The 18,661-nt window shown below is 62.2% G+C and carries 15 protein-coding genes, 1 tRNA gene and 1 pseudogene; 9 read left to right on the top strand and 8 right to left on the bottom strand.

Features of this window, described 5'->3' with window-relative positions; translation table 11 throughout:
• The 7 genes from Q0S16_RS06280 to Q0S16_RS06255 all read right to left on the bottom strand — a co-directional run.
• Positions 1-543 (bottom strand): biotin/lipoyl-binding protein (locus Q0S16_RS06280; protein ID WP_295846145.1); only part of this gene is annotated, 543 nt, incomplete at its 3' end.
• 3 nt (positions 544-546) lie between these two features.
• On the bottom strand, positions 547-2,538 hold the full coding sequence (locus Q0S16_RS06275) for a preprotein translocase subunit SecA (protein WP_295846143.1): 1,992 nt from the start codon (positions 2,536-2,538) through the stop codon (positions 547-549).
• Complete coding sequence (locus Q0S16_RS06270; RefSeq protein ID WP_295846142.1) at positions 2,531-4,678, bottom strand: PqqD family peptide modification chaperone; 2,148 nt, start codon at positions 4,676-4,678, stop codon at positions 2,531-2,533. The genes Q0S16_RS06275 and Q0S16_RS06270 overlap by 8 nt, the downstream gene beginning before the upstream one ends.
• An 8-nt stretch (positions 4,679-4,686) precedes the next feature.
• Entirely contained in the window at positions 4,687-6,567 is a 1,881-nt protein-coding gene (locus Q0S16_RS06265) for an efflux RND transporter periplasmic adaptor subunit (protein WP_295846140.1), read from the bottom strand.
• 95 nt (positions 6,568-6,662) lie between these two features.
• Complete coding sequence (locus Q0S16_RS26400; RefSeq protein WP_366517806.1) at positions 6,663-6,767, bottom strand: hypothetical protein; 105 nt, start codon at positions 6,765-6,767, stop codon at positions 6,663-6,665.
• 18 nt (positions 6,768-6,785) lie between these two features.
• Positions 6,786-6,980, bottom strand: a complete 195-nt coding sequence (locus Q0S16_RS06260; protein ID WP_295846139.1) for a hypothetical protein — start codon at positions 6,978-6,980, stop codon at positions 6,786-6,788.
• A 929-nt stretch (positions 6,981-7,909) separates the two neighbouring features.
• The gene (locus tag Q0S16_RS06255) at positions 7,910-8,125 is read right to left on the bottom strand and encodes a hypothetical protein (protein ID WP_295846138.1); all 216 of its coding nucleotides are present in this window, start codon (positions 8,123-8,125) and stop codon (positions 7,910-7,912) included.
• A gap of 2 nt (positions 8,126-8,127) precedes the next feature.
• On the opposite strand from Q0S16_RS06255, the gene Q0S16_RS06250 reads away from it, so the two are divergent.
• From Q0S16_RS06250 to Q0S16_RS06230, 5 genes and pseudogenes are all read left to right on the top strand, one after another.
• Positions 8,128-8,529 carry a hypothetical protein gene (locus tag Q0S16_RS06250; protein ID WP_366517805.1) on the top strand — a complete coding sequence of 134 codons (402 nt, stop codon included), beginning with the start codon at positions 8,128-8,130 and terminating at the stop codon, positions 8,527-8,529.
• A 56-nt stretch (positions 8,530-8,585) separates the two neighbouring features.
• Entirely contained in the window at positions 8,586-10,163 is a 1,578-nt protein-coding gene (locus Q0S16_RS06245) for an alkaline phosphatase D family protein (protein ID WP_295846147.1), read from the top strand.
• A gap of 147 nt (positions 10,164-10,310) precedes the next feature.
• Positions 10,311-11,935 (top strand): annotated as a pseudogene (locus Q0S16_RS06240) (inorganic phosphate transporter).
• Between the two features lie 86 nt (positions 11,936-12,021).
• Entirely contained in the window at positions 12,022-13,050 is a 1,029-nt protein-coding gene (locus Q0S16_RS06235; protein ID WP_295846137.1) for a transporter, read from the top strand.
• A 4-nt stretch (positions 13,051-13,054) separates the two neighbouring features.
• Complete coding sequence (locus tag Q0S16_RS06230) at positions 13,055-14,404, top strand: carbohydrate porin (RefSeq protein ID WP_295846135.1); 1,350 nt, start codon at positions 13,055-13,057, stop codon at positions 14,402-14,404.
• A gap of 60 nt (positions 14,405-14,464) precedes the next feature.
• Here Q0S16_RS06230 and Q0S16_RS06225 read toward each other — a convergent pair whose 3' ends face one another.
• Positions 14,465-15,004, bottom strand: a complete 540-nt coding sequence (locus Q0S16_RS06225; protein ID WP_295846133.1) for a hypothetical protein — start codon at positions 15,002-15,004, stop codon at positions 14,465-14,467.
• Between the two features lie 141 nt (positions 15,005-15,145).
• Here Q0S16_RS06225 and Q0S16_RS06220 point away from each other — a divergent pair, with 141 nt between their 5' ends.
• The 4 genes from Q0S16_RS06220 (at position 15,146) to Q0S16_RS06205 (ending at position 18,485) form a co-directional block, all read left to right on the top strand.
• Complete coding sequence (locus Q0S16_RS06220; RefSeq protein ID WP_295846131.1) at positions 15,146-16,300, top strand: transporter substrate-binding domain-containing protein; 1,155 nt, start codon at positions 15,146-15,148, stop codon at positions 16,298-16,300.
• A 17-nt stretch (positions 16,301-16,317) separates the two neighbouring features.
• Positions 16,318-16,926, top strand: coding sequence for an ANTAR domain-containing protein (locus Q0S16_RS06215; protein WP_295846130.1), 609 nt, complete (start codon positions 16,318-16,320; stop codon positions 16,924-16,926).
• A gap of 178 nt (positions 16,927-17,104) precedes the next feature.
• The gene (locus Q0S16_RS06210; RefSeq protein WP_295846129.1) at positions 17,105-18,163 is read left to right on the top strand and encodes an aliphatic amidase; all 1,059 of its coding nucleotides are present in this window, start codon (positions 17,105-17,107) and stop codon (positions 18,161-18,163) included.
• 248 nt (positions 18,164-18,411) lie between these two features.
• Positions 18,412-18,485, top strand: a tRNA-Gly gene (locus Q0S16_RS06205).
• Positions 18,486-18,661 lie beyond the last annotated feature (176 nt).

Raw genomic sequence — 18,661 nt, 5'->3', positions numbered from 1 at the left:
TCCTTCCTGGTTAACGAATTCGCCGGCCGAAAGCTTCTTCTCGTTGACGATGCCGTCTATCGTGCTGCGGATCGTGCGTTGATCCAGAATAGCTTGCGAGCGCTCCAGTTCAAGCTTCGACAACTCACGTTCCTGCCGCTCGCGCAGCAGGTCCTGCTCGGCGACGCGGGCCTCGGCGCGTAATTCTTCGAAGCGATCCTGGGTGACGATCTTGCGCTCGAACAATTGCGCGTTTCGATCAAGCCGCGCCCGTGCAAGGTTCAGTCGCTCGGTCTGCGCGTCAATCCGCGCTGTGCTCTCGGCCCGGAATTTGTTGAGACGAACCGTAGAGGTCTCCACTGACGATTCAAGGATCGCGATCGGCTGCCCTCGTACCACGACATCGCCGCGCTTGATGAGAACCTCCGAGAGAATGCCGGTGATTGGACTGCCGAGTTTCAATACTTCCGAAGGGTGGATAATGCAGTCGAATGAGGAATCGGCAGCCACGGCGCGCGCGGAGAGGTAGACAAGGGTCGCGGTAACGGTCAGCAGGCGGATCATCGATTATTCCGGATTTCCAGAGAAGGCCAAGGCTTGATCGAGCATCTCGTCGCTTTTCAGCAGGCTGGAGCGCATGCCGGCGTGCAACCGTTCGAACCGGCGCTGTTCGCGCCGCATGATCCAGCGTCCGATGCCATCGCCGAGTAACCGGTGCCCGATCGCGACGGCAGCTTTCGCCGTTGGCGATAACGCGTCGAGCAGCGGATCGTGTAAGGATAGGATAGGCATGAACGCGCCGGGATCACCTTGTCGCGCGCAGCGGCCCGCGAGTTGGCGGTCGATCCGCTTGGAGTCGTGGATCTCCGTCATGATGACGTGGAGCCCGCCATTCGCCCGCGCGTCGTCTGCCAGCCGGATGTCGGTGCCACGGCCGGCCATGTTGGTGGCGATGGTAATCCTTCCGGCTGTGCCGGCATTGCCGATGATCTCCGCCTCCATGATATCCTGCGATGCATTCAGCACAACATGGTCGAGGCCGACCGCGGCAAGGTGGCTGCTCGCGATGTTCGATGTGGCGACAGATCGCGTCCCGATCAGCACAGGAACACCACGCGCGGAAAGTGCACCGGCTTCGGCCGCGATCAGTTGCCATTTGGTCTTGATGTTTGGCGCGACGACGGCGGCGACCATTCGGCGCTTGGAAGGTCGGTTTGGCGGAATCTGCGCGATAGCGAGTCGGTAGACGCTCCACAATTCCGCGCCGATCTCTCGCGCGGTGCCGGACAGGCCGGAGAGACGCCGGTAGCGGCGAAAGAATTTCTGATAGGTCATCCGCGCCAGCGTGACCCTCGTGCCGGACATAGCGCAACCTTCCTTCAGCTCGATCATCTGGTGCAGACCATCGGTCCAGAAACGGTCGGCCATTACCCGACCAGTATATTCGTCGACGATTTGAACCGTGCCGTCGCGCACGATATAATGCTCGTCTCGACGCATCAGGTGCAGCGCGGTCAGCGCCTGTGTAACGAGTTCCTCGCGATAGACCTTGTGTTTCCAGACGCCACCGAGCGAGGTGCCGAGTTCGCCTAGACGGTCAATCGCATCGGGCGTCAACGTGATGCTGCTATCGCTATCCCATGTCAGATAATCCTGCCGCTTGCCGAGCTTGTCGGCGACGTCGAGTGCTTGCTTGAAGATGCGCGCCTGATCGTCACCCGCCGCGCTTTGTGACAGGATCAGCGGCGTGCGCGCCTCGTCGACCAGAACGCTGTCGGCTTCATCGACGATCGCAAAATGCAACCCACGAAGCACGACGCCGGATACGGCGCGGTCCTCGTCGCTGAGCGTCTCTGCCTTGAAACGCAGGTGGCCGCGCCGGCTGCCCAAGGCGAGAATGTCGCGGAGGTAATCGAATGCGAGCTCTTTGTTGGTGCAATAGGTCACGTCGCAGGCATAGGCCGTGCGACGTTGATCGGGTTTCAGACCCTCGGTGACGCTGCCGACGCTAAGGCCGAAGAATGCGTAAAGCGGGCCAAGTGATTCGACGTCGCGCACCGCGAGATAATCATTCACGGTGACCACATGCACCGGCAGTCCGGAAAACGCAGCGGTAATGGCGGCGAGCGTGACGGTCAGAGTCTTGCCTTCGCCGGTGCCCATCTCGGCAATCATGCCGCGCAGCAGCGCGTGGCCACCGATCAATTGCACGTCGAAATGGCGATGACCGAGGACGCGTCCCGCCGCTTCGCGGATGATCGCAAAGCACAGCCCCACAGTCTTCAGCCGCGGCGTTTCGTGACGCCGCAACGCAAACCGGATCTCCCGTGCCCGCGTCCTCAACGCCTCGTCATCGAGGGACCGCAGGGCTTCGGCATGGGAATCCGCGACCGCAACGATCCGGCCAAGATGCCTGGCACGCAGCCGCGCGAACGGCGTCACGAAACGCGCCTGTACCGACAGGAGTGCGCGGTCAAGCGCCGTCTCACGCGGTATCGTGCGTTCGGCAAAGAACACCAGGCGCGGCAACGACCTATGTGCGATGACGGTGTCAGACACTGAACTGCTTCAGGAACAGCTGACGCACCGCGCGCCCGATCCGGTAGCCGACAGGTTCGTCCGGATGCTGGAAGCGGACATAGACTCTGCCGCCGAGACGCGACGGCAAAACGCTGCCATCGATGCGAAGATCGAAATGGAACAGCGCTTCAAGCGGCTTCGGATGGTCGGTCCTCGAGGGATCCAGCAACACTGAACCACCGCCGATGGTGCTGAGGGCAAGATGTGGAATTTCAGCTGTAGCCGCCGGCACTTCGCGCAAAATATGCGCGGCGACAATCTGACTGATGTGCTCGGCAAATCGGACCTCGACCTTCAGCGTGCCGCGCCGAACCGGATCAACCTCGTCTTGCGGCACGACCACCCGCAGGATTGGATCGTCCGCGCCAAGAATGTAGCCGACCACATCGCCCTTGTGGAGAAATTTGCCCGGCAGATCGACATCATCCAGCAGTAGGAACTGGCCAGCCTTGGCGGCGGTCAGGGAGAGCTCGCCAAGGCGGCGCCGGCTCGACTCCAACTGCCCTTCCATGTGAAAGATCTGTTCCTGCAGAATATTGGCCTGTACGATGTCGCGTGACGTTGCCGCCTCAAGTCGCAACCTCAACTCGTCGAGTTGCTTTTCCAGCACGCGGGTGGAGCCGACCAGTGTCGCGTCCTCGCCTACTACGAGGACCGCTCCGGTTTCGACGTGGCGGCCGTTCGGCGCCCGAACCTCAGCCACGATCTGATCGGACAGGCTTCGCACTGTCGATTGCTCGCCGACCCACACCACGCCCTGCGCCATGGTCGCCAATGGCATGGGCACCGCGAGCAGGAGCAGCAGCGCAGCGACCGCCATTCCCCCTGACAGCACAATCGCACGGCGGCGCCGGCGCTGCAGAACCGGACTCTCGATCACAAACCGGATGGCCTTGGACGCCGGCCAGACGATAGTAGTAACCACCGAAGCGATCGCCAGCGCCATCCCGATGAAGAACAGCTTGCCGGCGATGAACAGCGCAATCGTGAGCGTAATCGACATCCTGTAAGCGAACGCCCCGACGGCATAGACGAGAAACCAGGCCGCTTCGCCGCGCGCGGTTGCCGGCGATGAAATTCCGTCAATACCGAAGACGTAGTGTTGGATCAAATAGATGAAATGCCGGTTGGCACGGGCCGCAAGGTTGGGTATTTCCAGCAGGTCCGAGAGCACGTAGTAACCGTCGAATTTGAGCAGCGGGTTGCCGTTAAAAAGTAGCGTCGAGACACCGCCGATCAGCATGACGTTGAAGGCCAACGCGCGCGCCATCCCGGGCTCGGCGGCGACCCACAATAACACCGCGATCGAAGCCAGCGCCGCCTCGACGATGATTCCCGCAGCGCCGACCGCGGCCCGATGCCATTTGTTGCGAAATGCCGCCGAAGCCGACGCGTCGACATAGGGTACTGGAATGAACACCAGGAACATGATGCCGATCTCATGCACGGCGCCGCCAAATATCTTGGTGGTATAAGCGTGACCGAGCTCGTGGAAAGCCTTGACCAGCGGATACGCGGCGAGCAACAGCACCACATTTTGTGACGTGAGCAATTGATCGTTGATGCTTCCAGCCAAGGCGGCGGCATTCATCGCGCCGACAACGATGCCGACGATGACGAGCACCAGCCAGCATGCCAACCCGGCACGGCTGAAGAGCGGTCGTACCAGCGGTAGCGTGGCATTGAGGAATCTGTCGGGATCGACAAGCGGAAACCGTAGCGCCAGCGGATTGCGGATCCGGCTCATCAGGTTGCGGCGCGAGATGGTCTCGGCGCGCTGGCTCAGTTCGTCCATGTCTGGCGGAAGTGTGCCGACCAAAAGGTCGGCGCCGTGCAACTGCGCGAGCAGGCGAATGATCTCCTCCTGCGTCGGCTGGTCCTCACCGAATTTTTCGCCAGCGCGTACCCAGATGTCGTTGATGGTGCGATGGCCGTCCATCATGCAGATCACGAAATGCGCGGTAGGTGAAATCCGGTGGAAGCGGCCGGTCTGGTGATCCTGCAAGAGATACCAGACGCCGCCGCGGAACATCTGGCGGTGAATTTCCGAGTGCGCGCGCAGCCGCGGTTTGAGCCCGACCACGCGATACCAAGAGGGGCTGTAAATGCTTTTTGACATCGATCAGCCTAGCCGATCCAGCGCCAAGCAGTGATGCGCAGCCACTCCAGGAACGATCGGGTTACGATCCACGCCATGCGGCGGCGATCGACGTCGATCTTGGCAATGCCCCGCATCCCCGGCCGCAGCGCGGCCGGCGCTTCCGCCAACTCCGCCTCGATCTTGAACGTGTTACGCCCATCATGGGCTTTTGACACCGGCGTGATTTTGCTGACCACCACGTCGAAGCTGTCGCCCGGCAGCGACGACACCACCAACCGACCCTTCTGAGAAAGGGCGATTTCCGCAATCTGGGTTTCATCGACTTCGAGAACGACGCGGTAGCTGTCCAGCGGCGCGATCTGAAACAGCTCCTGGCCGCGTTGCAATGAGCCGCCGATCGACTGCGTGAGATCGCCGGAAATGATCTGGCCGTTGAACGGCGCGGTGAGGCGGGCGCGGGACAGTTGTTCGTCGACGAGATGAATCTGCGCGTCGGCCTGTTCGATTTGCGTCGCCGAGATTTTTTGCTCGGTGCGGTTCCGCTCGCCCATGGCCTTTTCGAATTCCAGAACCTTGCGCTGTCGTTCCGTCACCCATTTAAGGCGTTCGAGAATGAGGTCGCGGTCGTCAAGACGCGCGATCAATTGCCCAGTGTGCACGGTGTCGCCGGCGCGGGCCGATGCCTCAAGCACGAAGCCATTGAAGGGCGCGACGACCGAGCGCTGGATTTGACCCTCCACCACTGCTTCCGCTGCGACGCGGTACATGCCGGTCCAGAAATAGCCCGCTGCCGCCAGAACCACGATGCACAGAACGATAAGCTTGCGCGCTGCATGGCCTGGACCCGCGAGGGTTCTGATCTGGATCGCGAAAGCGTCCCATGCCTTGAGGACAATCCAGCGGTCGTTCCGCCGCTTTTCTTCCAAGATAGGCCCAGTGATCGCCGCGATGCCGTCCAGTACGGCGATGCTATCCGGGTCGAAACCATTGTCAGCACCGCGTTCAAGAGAGACCGCGCCGATGAAGCGATCCCGGACGAACAGGGGGATGGTCAAGATCGCGCCCGCCGCGCAGCTCGACGCCAGCTCGGCATGCGCGCGCGTCACGTTCATTTCATCCATCGCGGGCGGATGCAGGATGATCGCGCGCTGGTCGATCGCCTCATCCATCGCGATGCCAATGAGGCGCACCAGATTCATCTGCTGGCCGAACTGCGCGCTGTGGGAGATTGCGACAATTTCGCTGTAGCCTCGCCTGACGAAGCCGATGCTAACTCGTTCACAACCGAAGCGCCCCGCGAGCTCGGTCGCCAGCGATCGGCAAGCGCCGCCGAAGCGTTCCTGTTCGAGCACAACCGACAGCATGTCGAGCGCCCCATGAGCCTTGCGGCTCTTATCCGAATGCGCGTGCTCATCCTGCCTCAAAATATATTCGCGCAGGCCGGCGACCCCCCATTGCAGCTGCCGCATCGCGGTACGAAGCTGTACTTCACTCGCGCCGCGCATCTCGAAGGCGGCAATGCCATGAAGCTCGTCACGGACGAGTATCGGGAAGGCCAGTCCGGGAAGCGTCGCACCGGCGAGGTCGGAGGCGCCGTATTGGGCGACGCCGCGGCGCTGTTCGGCAGCAACGCTGATCGTTTTGGACAGTGGCGCGGGGTCCCAACCGGCCGGCTGAACGGCGAGCGACGTGGCGCTCATTTCCGGGCCGGCAAACACGCCGCTGCCTGTAATGTTGCCGATCAGAGCGGATTGCAGCGACAGCCAGATGTCGCAGTAGGCTCGAAAACTGGAGGCTTCGCCGAGTTGTTTCCAAAGCGCCGGGTCGGCATAGGCGATCCCGGAATCGATGGCGGCGGCGCCCGAGGTGCTGAAGCCAGAAAGTTCGGTCGGTCTGAGAGGCCTCATCCGCTACACGCTGGATATCTCGTAAAAAAGCCGTCCGATGACGCCGCCTGCCATGCAGTCCTGCGATATGTCACGGTGTTAAAAGCGTCGCTTGATCAGCGTGCATCAACCCGCAGCTCGCCGTAACGCTGTTCGTATCCGGTCAGGACGCCACCCAAAGCCAGCCAAAGACGCTTGGCTGCGTGAGGGCTCAGGATGATGCGGTTGTTCAGCTCGACCTAAACCTGACGATCGGTCGAAACATTCCATGTCTGATTGGTACCAAAAAACAGATCGACCTGCTCGAGGGTGCTTTGAATATTGACGACATTTGCGAAGTGCGACTGCATCTTGGAGTCGTCCCACGTCACTGCTGAAAGCACCTGTGCGTCGGAGGTCTCGCGTTCCTTTTCCGTCTGCGCTTCCGCCGTCATGTCGCTCTCCTGCGCCTTGGGCGGCCAAGCCGCCGGAACTCTATCTTGGTTGCGAAAATCATAAACCTAGATCGTGTGACGATCTGATGAAATTCAGCGAATGTATCGAGTATTGAGGCACCTTCATTGCTGAGAAGCGGCGAGAGCGTTACCTGAGTTACAGTTAGGCTGGACATCGCCATAGGACTATCTGCGTTCTTGTTCCCAACTTCGGAAGATTATGGCCAAATCGGATTCGATCGCCTCGACCGATTTCGACGGAGCCACTTTTCTGTAACGACCAATTGCGGGTAGTGCCATGTCGGCCCCGACAAGCACACTTTCGATTCGCCGAAACTTCGCGAGCGGCTTTTTTAAGAGCGACTGCGTCTAAACTTCGTCGAGTAACAAAAGGACGTCGTCTCAGGCGTTGGCCGAAACTGACGGCAAGCGGACGGCTGTCGTTGTTGTGGATATCGCGAATACAGCATTAAAACATTGATATGTAGAGGGAATCGATCTCGTCGTAGCTTCACCACGAAGCGGTTTGACGGTGCTGATAGTTCTAACCCACGCCGACTGTAAATCAGTCGTCTTATAACTTCGAAGGTTCGAGTCCTTCTTCCCCCACCATCGTGTTTCCATTGAAGAATCAGCCCTGCGGGGCCGGCCGGTTCGAGGCGGGTTTCCAGGTCCTTTCGGGCGCAGGGCACTTCTGGGTCACACAATCCATTGAGCCCCGATGGCTGGCCTGTGGACAGGACCATGGTCGAAACCTTGCCACCGCGCCGGCGGCTTGGCCGTGCAGACCCGCCGCAAGCCAACCATCTACCGGACCGATAAACTCGAACTGTCGCTATCGCCGTTGCACGTAACAGCGCGCTGACAGGCGGTTGCATAGCGCCAGGCTACGGCGCGCGGTCAATGAGCGAATAGAAACTGACGAAGTGTCAGGCGGCCTCGCGCAGCGATATATCGAGCGCAATAAGTGCCGAGATCTTTATCCTGTCGAAATCGCGCTCGCCCTGCGCGGCCTCGGAAAGAATATACTGCGCGACGTCGAGCGCGGACATCGATTGCGACCGCCGAAAGCGTGGGTCGGCGAGAACATCATCGAGGGTCTGTCGCAAGCGTGCCAGGGTGGAGGTATCATAGGCCGGAATCATAGGTGTCGCCTCAGGCTGTGTTAGCTCCTTGTAGCCGCGCTGAATTACAGCCGGGTGACCTCGACCCCGATTTCTGGCGCGCCGGCGTCGAGCGCGCGTGGGGCTCTTGCTGCGAAGACGAGGTCGGGAAATTCTTTCGTTTGGTGCCGGCATTCGAGCGCAGCCTGGTGCGCTCCGGAACCATCCCGATCAAACACGGGTTCTCGATCACCGACGAGGCGCAGCATCTGCGGTTCAGCATGCGTATCGCCGATCCGCTGCAACATTGCAGGCCGAGCCCGATCGACGTGCACCCGGGCTATCTCCGCGCGCCGCTGCCGCCCGAGATGCAGGTGCCGTCGCGCTACCGAGGCGGGGCGGGCTTTTCCACATCGTCACCGGGCTGTCGTGAAACCTTGGGCTGACTGTCAAGGGCCGCAGGCATCTTCGTCATGATTCGACGAAGGATGCCGGGATGACGATGACAACAGCGGACGCAGGATCGACGCGGCGCCGGTTCCTGGCGTGTTCGGCATCGACGCTCGTGCTGTCCGGGATCGGCAACGTGGCTTCCCCGTTTCTCAGCCGCGCCGCGGATCGCCCGAATATCAGTTGCGGCTTGCAGTCCGGCGATGTCTCGACGGATGCCGCCGTGATCTGGGCGCGGGCGGATCGGGCCGCGCGCATGCGGGTCGATTATTCGACGACTGAAAGTTTTCGCAGCGTTCTCGGCTCGCGCTCGATCGATGCGCTGCCCGCCAGCGACTTCACCGCCAAGCTGCTGCTCGAAGGCCTGCCATCCGGCCAGGACATCTTTTACCGCGTCCGGTTCGACGATATCGCCGATGGCCGCTTTGCTGGCGAGACCCAGATCGGTCATTTCAAGACCGCATCCGCCGTGATGCAATCGATCTCCTTCGTCTGGTCCGGCGATACGGTCGGGCAGGGTTGGGGCATCGATCCCGCGCGCGGCGGCCTGCGCAGCTATCGCACGATGCTCGATAATCGCCCGGACTTCTTCATCCATTGCGGCGATCACATCTACGCCGACTGCCCGGTCGAGTCGGAGTTGAAGCTGCCGGGCGGCGACGTCTGGCGAAATATCGTGACGGAGGACAAATCCGTGGTCGCGCACAGCCTGGCGCAATTTCGCGGCAACTATAAATATAATCTGCTCGACGAAAACATGCGGGCGTTCAACGCGCAGGTCCCGATCCTGGCGCAATGGGACGATCACGAAGTCACCGATGATTGGTCGCCGATCGGCTCGATCGATGATACCGGCTATGACGAGACCGGCGCCTCGCGGCTGGTGTCGCGGGCGCGACAGGCTTTTCACGAATTCGTGCCCATGCGCACGCGGCCGGATCAGGCCGGCCAGGTCTATCGCAAGGCAAGCTACGGTCCGTTGCTGGACGTCTTCATGCTCGATATGCGCAGCTACCGCGACTCCACCTGGAACAAGGGCGACGACCAGGCGCCAGCCTTCATTCTTGGCCCGATCCAGCTGGCGTGGCTGAAGCGCGAGCTGGCGGCGTCCGACGCGACCTGGAAGGTGATCGCCGCCGACCTGCCGATCGGACTGATCAGCCTCGATGCCATCGCGCTGGGTGATGGTCCGCCGGCGCGCCGCGAACACGAGATCGCCGATCTGCTGTCGTTCATCAAACGCGCCGGTGTAAGCAACCTTGTCTGGCTCACCGCCGATATGCACTACACAGCCGCGCATCATTACGATCCGGACCGCGCCGTGTTTCAGGATTTCGAGCCGTTCTGGGAATTCGTCTCGGGTCCGCTGCACGCGGGAACCTGGGCGCCCGGTCAACTCGACAATACTTTTGGCCCTGCGGTGAAATTCGCCAAAGGCTGCAGCGAGGCGCAGGGCGAAAATCTCGCGCCGTGTTTCGGACTGCAGTTCTTCGGGCATGTCAGCATCGACGGCGGCAGCGAGGTCATGACCGTCACCCTGAAGGACGTGGACGATCACGCGCTGTGGTCGGTCGATATCCCGCCAAGGCCGAATGCCCGGTTGAGCCGGTTGTCGTCCGGACATTTCTGATCGGCGGCGTCGAGCGGTAACTTGGTGTCAAAGAACGATTTTGGTGCGTGACCCTACGCCGCGCCTGCCAAATTGTCGCGGCTGTCATCCAGCCTTCAAATCCCTCGGGCAAAGATTAACACCTGTTAACCCGTGGGAGTGTTGTCGATGAGCGATTTTACGATGAACCAGGCTGACGGCGGCGGGCTGATAGAGCCGGCATCGCGGCCAAATCTGGACAAGGGGTTTAATCCGCTGACGATGATCCTGTTCTTCGGGATACTGGCCGCTGGCGCACTGTTCGTCGCCTACAGCATCTATTCCGACGTCCATGCCACCGGCACCCGCGTGACCACCTACCTGCCATATCTGCTGCTGTTCGTAGCGTTGCTGATCGCGCTCGGCTTTGAATTCGTCAACGGTTTTCACGATACCGCCAATGCGGTCGCAACCGTGATCTACACCCACTCGCTGCCGGCGGAATTCGCCGTGATGTGGTCGGGCTTCTTCAACTTCCTCGGCGTGCTGGTTTCGACCGGGGCCGTCGCCTTCGGCATCGTCTCGCTGCTGCCGGTGGAGCTGATCCTGCAGGTCGGCAGCTCCGCTGGCTTCGCCATGGTGTTCGCGCTGCTGATCGCACGATCATCTGGAACCTGGCGACCTGGTATTTCGGCCTGCCGGCGTCCAGTTCGCACACGCTGATCGGTTCGATCATCGGCGTCGGCGTCGCCAATGCGGTGATGCGCGGCCGTGACGGTACCTCGGGCGTCGACTGGGGCAAGGCCACCGAAATCGGCTATGCGCTGCTGCTATCGCCGCTCGTTGGTTTTGTCTGTGCCGCGGCCCTGCTGTTGCTGTTGAAATTCGCGGTCCGCAATCCGGCGCTGTATGCCGCCCCTGAAGGCAACAAGACGCCGCCGATCTGGATTCGCGGGTTGTTGATCCTGACCTGCACCGGCGTCAGCTTCGCGCACGGTTCGAATGACGGCCAGAAGGGTATGGGCCTGATCATGCTGGTGCTGATCGGCACCGTGCCGACCGCCTACGCACTGAACCGCGCGCTGCCGGAATCGCAGGTCCAGCAGTTCCAGACCAACTCGATGTCGGCGGCCAAGGTGATCGCGGCCAAAGGCGCGGGCCACAGCATCCTCGGCGATCCGCGCCCCGCGGTGACGCAATATGTCTCGCAGCACAAGATCACCGAAGGCACCTATCCGTCACTCGCCGTGCTGGTGGCCGATGTTGGCAACCAGGTCCGGACCTATGGCACGCTCGACAAGGTACCGGCCGAGTCGGTCGGCAATACCCGCAACGATATGTACCTCGCTTCGGAAGCGATCCGCTTCCTGATGAAGGACAAGGAAAACGACCTCAGCAAGGACGACGTCGCCGTGCTGAACACCTACAAGGGCTCGCTCGATGCCGCGACTAAATTCATCCCGACCTGGGTGAAGATTGCCGTCGCCATCGCGCTCGGTCTGGGCACCATGATCGGCTGGAAGCGGATCGTCGTCACCGTCGGCGAGAAGATCGGCAAGTCGCATCTGACCTACGCGCAGGGAGCCTCGGCCGAGCTGGTCGCTGCCGTGACCATCGGTGCCGCCGATATGTTCGGCCTGCCGGTCTCGACCACCCATGTGTTGTCGTCCGGCGTTGCCGGCACGATGGCGGCGAACGGTTCCGGCCTGCAGATGGCGACCATTCGCAACATGCTGGCGGCGTGGGTGCTGACGTTGCCGGCCGCGATCATGCTGTCGGCCGGGCTGTACGTATTGTTCTCACACCTGTTCTGAGTTCAACGAGGCCGCCGCTAATCGCGACGGCCTCGTTGCTCCGATTTCCAGCTTCATCTGATGGCGTAAACCTTTTCCGGTGCCTGATGTCGTCCGAGTTCTCGTCAGTACTCCTCGCCGCGGACCGCGGCGCCGTCCCGGAAATCATTCCCGGTCTGGTGTGGGCATTCCGGATTCATTCGAACGGGACGCCGGAAGCGCTGCCGGTCGATGCGGCCATCGATATGGTCCATGGCGATCTGCTCTGGCTGCATTTTAACCTCACCGACTCCCGCGCGCTGCAATGGCTGGCGCACGCCGAGTTGCATGCCCCCGAACAGGGCCGCGCGCTACTGCTGTCCAAGGACACCTATCAGCAGCTCCACTCGGCGGCCGACAGCGTCTATGGCGTCATCTCCGACCTGCTGCGCGATATCGACGAGGTCACCGAGGAGACCGGCTATCTGCGGTTCCTGATGACCGAGCGATTCCTGATCAGCGGCCGGCACCATGCTCTGTGCGCGGTCGATGCCACCCGCCGCTCGCTGGAAGGGGGCCGTCGCGTCGATGGCGTCGCAGCCCTGCTGGAGACCATCATCGAGAACGTTGCCGACACCATGGACAATGTCGCCGACCGGATCGCGGTGGCGCTGGACGAGATCGAGGAGCAGGTGCTGTCGGGTAATTCCAAGGACATGCTGGCGCGGCTCGGCCGGCTGCGGCGCACCTGTGTCCGGCTGCACCGGCAATTGTCCGGACTGCGCATCGTGTTTCACCGGTTGGAACACAAGGGCGTCGACGGCCTGAAACCGGCTTTGCAGTTGCGCGCGGGAAAACTGGCGCAGCGTCTCGACGGCCTCGATCACCGTGTGGTCGAGATGCGCGAGCGGAGCCGGCTGCTGCAGGAGGAGCTGCATCTGCAGATCGAGGAGCAGGGCAATGACAGTCTGCGCGTTCTCTCGGTACTGACCGCGCTGCTGCTGCCGCCGACGCTGATCACCGGCGTGTTCGGCATGAACACCAAGGGGCTGCCGTTCACCGACAATGAGAACGCCTTTCTCTGGGCGGCGCTGTTGCTGGTGCTGTCATCAGCCTCGGCCTATCTGGTGATGAAACGCATCGGCTTGATCAGGTAGCGGCATGCAGCGGCGGGGACGCGGCAACCGGTTTGCCGCCGCGATCTGCGCGGCGTGGGTCTGGCTATCCGTGCTTGTTGCCGCGCCAGCCAATGCCGCTGATCCCCCCGCAAGGGATGCCAGGCAGATCCTGGCGGATTGGGGCATCGCTTTTTCCGGCGCCTATATCGGCGAAGTGCTGGGCAATGCCGCTGGCGGCGTCCGCCGTGGTACCATCTATGCCGGGCGGTTCGATCTAGGCGCCGATATCGATCTCGACAGGATGGTCGGATGGAGCGGCGCCACCTTTCATGCCAATGTTTTTCAAATTCATGGCGGCGGGCTGTCGCGCGACTATGTCGGCAATCTGATGCTGGCGAGCGGTATCGAGGCGTTGCCGGCGACGCGGCTTTACGAGATGTGGATCGAGCAGTCGCTGCTCGACGGCCGTCTGACGATCAAGGTTGGCCAGCAGCCATCCGATATCGAATTCATCGACAGCAAATATGACGACATCTTCGTCAATTCCGCGCTGGGCTGGCCCGGCATCACCGGCGTGATCCTGCCGAGTGGTGGGCCGTCGCCGCCGCTGGCGGTGCCCGGTATCCGCGTCAAGGCGCAATTGTCGGACCGCATCACCGCCTATGTCGCGATGTTCGATGGCGACGCCGCGCCGGCGGGTCCGGAAGATCCGCAGATCAAGAACCCGCATGGTCTGTTGTTTCGGGTCAATGACCCGCCATGGTTCATCGGTCAGCTCAAATACGGCTTCGAGCTCGGCGCCGCGGCGCTGCCGGGTTCGATCACAGCGGGCGCCTGGTATCATATGGGCACGTTCGACGACCAGCACCTGACCGCGCGGGGCTTGTCGCAGGCTGATCCTGCGGGATCAGGCGAGCCAGCCAACTTGCGGCGCAACCAAGGGGTCTTCGCCGTCTATGAGCAGCGGCTGGCGCGCAGTCCGCTCGATCCGCAGAAGGGGGTCGGCCTGTTCGCGCGCGCCTCCGTCAGCCCCTCCGACCGCAATCTGGTGAGCCTTTATCTCGATGGCGGCATCCAGATCAGCGGCTTCAGCGAAATCCGGCCCAATGACAGGATCGGTGTCGCGATGACCTATGCGCGCATTTCGGACGGCGCCCGGCAGTTCGACCGTGAATTCCGGCAGTTCACCGGCAGCGTGGCGCCCGTGCGCGATTACGAGGCCATTCTGGAAATGACCTATCTGGTTGAGCTCAAGACAGGCGTTGTCGTTCAGCCGCTTTTTCAATACGTCATGCATCCCGGTGGCGGGGCTGTCGACCCGAGCGATCCCGCGCAGAGCCGGCGCATCAGGGACGCCACGGTGTTCGGCGTTCGCACCACGATCAGTTTCTAGCAGTCCGCCAGCGGCGACTGATCCGCCAGGCTCGTGGTCCGCCGCCGACGAGCGCTGGTGTCACACCGTGCGGGATCTGGCTTTGAGATAGGCCCACTGCTGATATTGCACGCGGTCTTCATGCAATGCCCGGGCCCGGATATGGCCGGGGAAAATGTCGAGGCAGTGATAGTCTGCGGCGGAGCGGCCGCCGACGCTGGCGATCTGGATGTCGTAGGTGTCGCTGAAGCGGGCCAGCACGGTCGGCGTGATCGCGACGTCGGTGCGCATGAAATCATGCAGTTCGACGATGATGCGCGGTTCGCGCGCCAGCGCCTGCTCGGTGAAGCCGTGAGTCTCGGCTTCATCGCTGCCGATCAGCAACGGCAGATCGGCGTCGGCGGTCGCGCTACGGTGAAACTGCATGCCGCCGAACGGTCCGGCTTGAATCACGAAATCGAAGCGCTCGATGAATTGCGCTTTCCAGCCTGTCAGCGCGCCCTGCAGCCGCGCATTGCGGCGGGCATGCAGCCGGCGGCGGCTGGCGCGGATCAGTCTGAACAGTGCCGGGGTATATCGCGCCAGAACCCGCTTGGTGGTATACAGACGAGAGTGATGCATGAAGTTACGGCCCTGGCTGATGATATGGAACAGGTCACGATCACGGATGCCGACACCCCGGTCGCTCGCCTGCGGGTAACCTTAAGAAGGCGCAAGTATGACGGGTGACAAACATAGCCACGGGAGCGTCCCATCGCGAGTTTGAAGACAGGAGAGAGCTGGCGGGTCGGCGTGCTGTTCTCGCAAAGCGGCGTCACCGCCGCGGTCGAGCAGACCCAGCTCAACGCCACCCTGCTGGCGATCGACGAGATCAATGCCGCCGGCGGCGTACTTGGCCGCGCGGTCGAGCCGGTGATGTATGATCCGTCGTCGGATCCCAGGCAATTCCGCGCGCTGGCCGAACGCCTGCTGGTCGCCGACCGGGTCCGGCTGCTGTTCGGCTGCTATATGTCGAGTACCCGCAAGGCGGTGCTGCCGGTGGTGGAAAGCCATCGCGGGCTGCTGTTCTACCCGACACTGTATGAGGGGTTCGAATATTCCCGGCACTGCATCTATTCCGGCGCGGCGCCGAACCAGAACGCGCTGCAACTGGCGCGCTATCTGCTCTCGACCTTTGGCAACCGCTTCTTCCTGGTCGGCTCGAATTACATCTATCCCTATGAATCCAACCGGCTGATGACCGATTTCGTGATGCAGGGCAGCGGCAAAGTCCTCGACGAGACCTATGTGCCGCTGCTGGCCTCGCCGGCGGATTTCGACAAGGTGATCCGCCGCATCAAGAAGACCTCGCCGGATGTAATCTTCTCCACCGTAGTCGGCGCTGGCACCGCGATGCTGTATCAGGCCTGCCGCGAGGCTGGCTTTGATCCCGGGAAAATGCCGATCGCCAGCCTCACCACCAGCGAGGCCGAGGTGGCCGCGATGAGCCATGAGGCCGCCGAGGGCCACATCACCGCGGCGCCGTTCTTTGAAACACTGTCGACCGCTTCGGCGCGGAAATTCGTCGCCAGCTTCAAGGCCAAGTTCGGCACTGAGGCGCCGGTGCCGGCCGCCGCGGAAGCGGCCTATTTCCAGTTTCATCTGGCGATGCGCGCGCTGGCACGCGCCGGCAGCGACGATCCCGAGCGGGTGCTGGTCGAGGTGCGCGATTGCGAATTCGATGCGCCGCAGGGCCGCGTCAAGATCGATCCGGAGAACAACCACGCCTTTCTGTGGCCGCGGATCGCACGGCTGGATGCGCGGGGCAAATTCCAGACGGTGTGGAATCCCGGCGTGCGCATCAAGCCCGATCCCTATTGCGTGGTGCAGAGCCTCGACGACTGGGCGGCCGACGATCTGCCGTCGGTCGTGCGCTAGCGGATCGCGGGGGCACAGTGGCGATCCAGATACTTCGCGATCTCAGGGGGCTGCGGGTGCAGGTGGTGCATCCGCAGGACAGCGAACGCGTCAGCCTGGTCGAGCATCTGCGCCGGATCGGCTGCATGGTGGAGACGCAATGGCCGGTGCCGGCGGCATGGCCCGACGCCGCCGACGTGCTGCTGCTGGCGATTGACCATGATGCCCGCGCCGATATCCAGCGGCTGCTGAAGACCAATGACGGCGCGCGGCCGACCCTGATCGCGATCGTCGGCTATGAGGATCCGACCACGCTGCAACTGGTGCTGGAAGCCGGCGCCGTCGCGGTGATCGAGCGGCCGATCCGCCCGTTTGGTCTGCTTACCCAGCTCACCATCGCGCGCAGCCTGTGGCTGGAGCGCCGCGACGCCGACAAGCGCATCCGCAAGCTCGAGCGCAAGCTGGCCGGCATCCAGCGCATCCAGAAGGCCAAGGCAATCTTGATGGACGGGCAGGGGCTGAGCGAGACCGATGCCTATGAGAGCATCCGCAAGCAGGCGATGGCGCGGCGGCTGTCGATGGACGACATGGCGGCGGCGATCATCAACGCCAACGACCTGTTGCAGTACCGCGCGAAAGATGATTAGATTCTGTTACCGCAGCCGCGCCAGAAATGGTCGCCGCGGTTTGGCCGGACCACCGATGCTGTTGGTCCGGTATGGCGATGCTAGCCCGAGGGGTCCGCGAGGACCTGTCGGGCTTTTTTGTTTTTCAGCAACCCGGCAACCGGCGCGAACATGATCGTTCCGCCGCAGGGAGAGAGCTATGCATCACGGCGATATCTCATCGAGCAACGACACGGTCGGCGTCGCCGTCGTGAACTACAAGATGCCGCGGCTGCATAGCAAGGCCGAGGTGTTGGACAATGCGCGAAAGATCGCCGACATGCTGATCGGCATGAAGAGCGGGTTGCCGGGCATGGACCTCGTGATCTTCCCGGAATATTCCACCCACGGCATCATGTATGACTCGAACGAGATGTATGCGACCGCCGCCGCGGTGCCGGGCGAAGAGACCGAGATCTTTTCGGCCGCCTGCCGGAAAGCCAAAGTGTGGGGCGTATTCTCGCTGACCGGCGAGCGCCACGAGGAACACCCCAACAAGGCGCCCTACAACACGCTGATCCTGATCAACGACCGCGGCGAGATCGTGCAGAAATATCGCAAGATCATGCCCTGGGTGCCGATCGAGGGCTGGTATCCCGGCGACTGCACCTATGTCTGCGACGGACCGAAGGGGCTGAAAATCTCGCTGATCATCTGCGACGACGGCAACTATCCGGAGATCTGGCGCGACTGCGCCATGAAGGGCGCCGAGCTGATCGTGCGCTGCCAGGGCTACATGTATCCGGCCAAGGACCAGCAGGTGATCATGGCCAAGGCAATGGCCTGGGCCAACAACGTCTATGTCGCGGTCGCCAACGCCGCCGGCTTCGACGGCGTCTATTCCTATTTCGGCCATTCCGCGATCATCGGCTTCGACGGCCGCACGCTCGGCGAATGCGGCGAGGAAAGCTACGGCATCCAATATGCGGCGCTGTCGAAATCGCTGATCCGCGACGCCCGCCGCAACGGCCAGTCGGAGAACCACCTCTTCAAGCTGCTGCACCGCGGCTACACCGGCATCATCAATTCCGGCGAGGGCGACCGTGGCCTCGCGGCCTGTCCGTTCGACTTTTACGCCAAATGGGTCACCGACCCCGAAGCCACCCGCGCCGATGTCGAGGCCATCACGCGGGACACCATTGGCGTCGACGAATGCCCGATCGAGGGCCTGCCGAATCAGGACAGCAACCAGCGCCCGGTGCTGGCCGCCGGCGAATAGCGGCGGGAGAGTCGGAAGCGAGCGGGCAGGGCGGCGGGAGCGGCAGCGGCCGGACAGGCTTTGGCCGTAGGGAGGCGGTGACCCCCTGCGGCGGAAAACCGCTGCAAAAGCCGCGCGGCGTCCGCTCGGGGGCCGCTTTTGACTGATCACCGGCGTCCGGCCGGGCAGGCCCCGCCGGACGCCGCCGCTGCCGAGGTGCCGTCGGACCGCTTGAGGCCGGCCCGCGGGCATGTTAGGTCACCCCCGACGCGGGTGTAGCTCAATGGTAGAGCAGCAGCCTTCCAAGCTGAATACGAGGGTTCGATTCCCTCCACCCGCTCCAGTTGTATTTTTGCTGCAATTTCAACTACTTAAGCCTTCACTCGGATGTCATTTTGTAACATCTATGTGTGCAAAGGTTTGTAGCATTTCCCGATCATTTCTAGGCTTATTGTGTTTTGTCGCACGCACGTAAGTCATTACGCGCGCTTGCAAATTCCCACATATCTCGTTTGTTAT

Origin of the sequence: Tardiphaga sp., from assembly GCF_025356345.1 — a bacterium.
GTDB lineage: Bacteria > Pseudomonadota > Alphaproteobacteria > Rhizobiales > Xanthobacteraceae > Tardiphaga.
The sequence above is the reverse complement of the archived record's forward strand: the minus strand, read 5'-3'. Positions and strand labels throughout refer to the sequence as shown.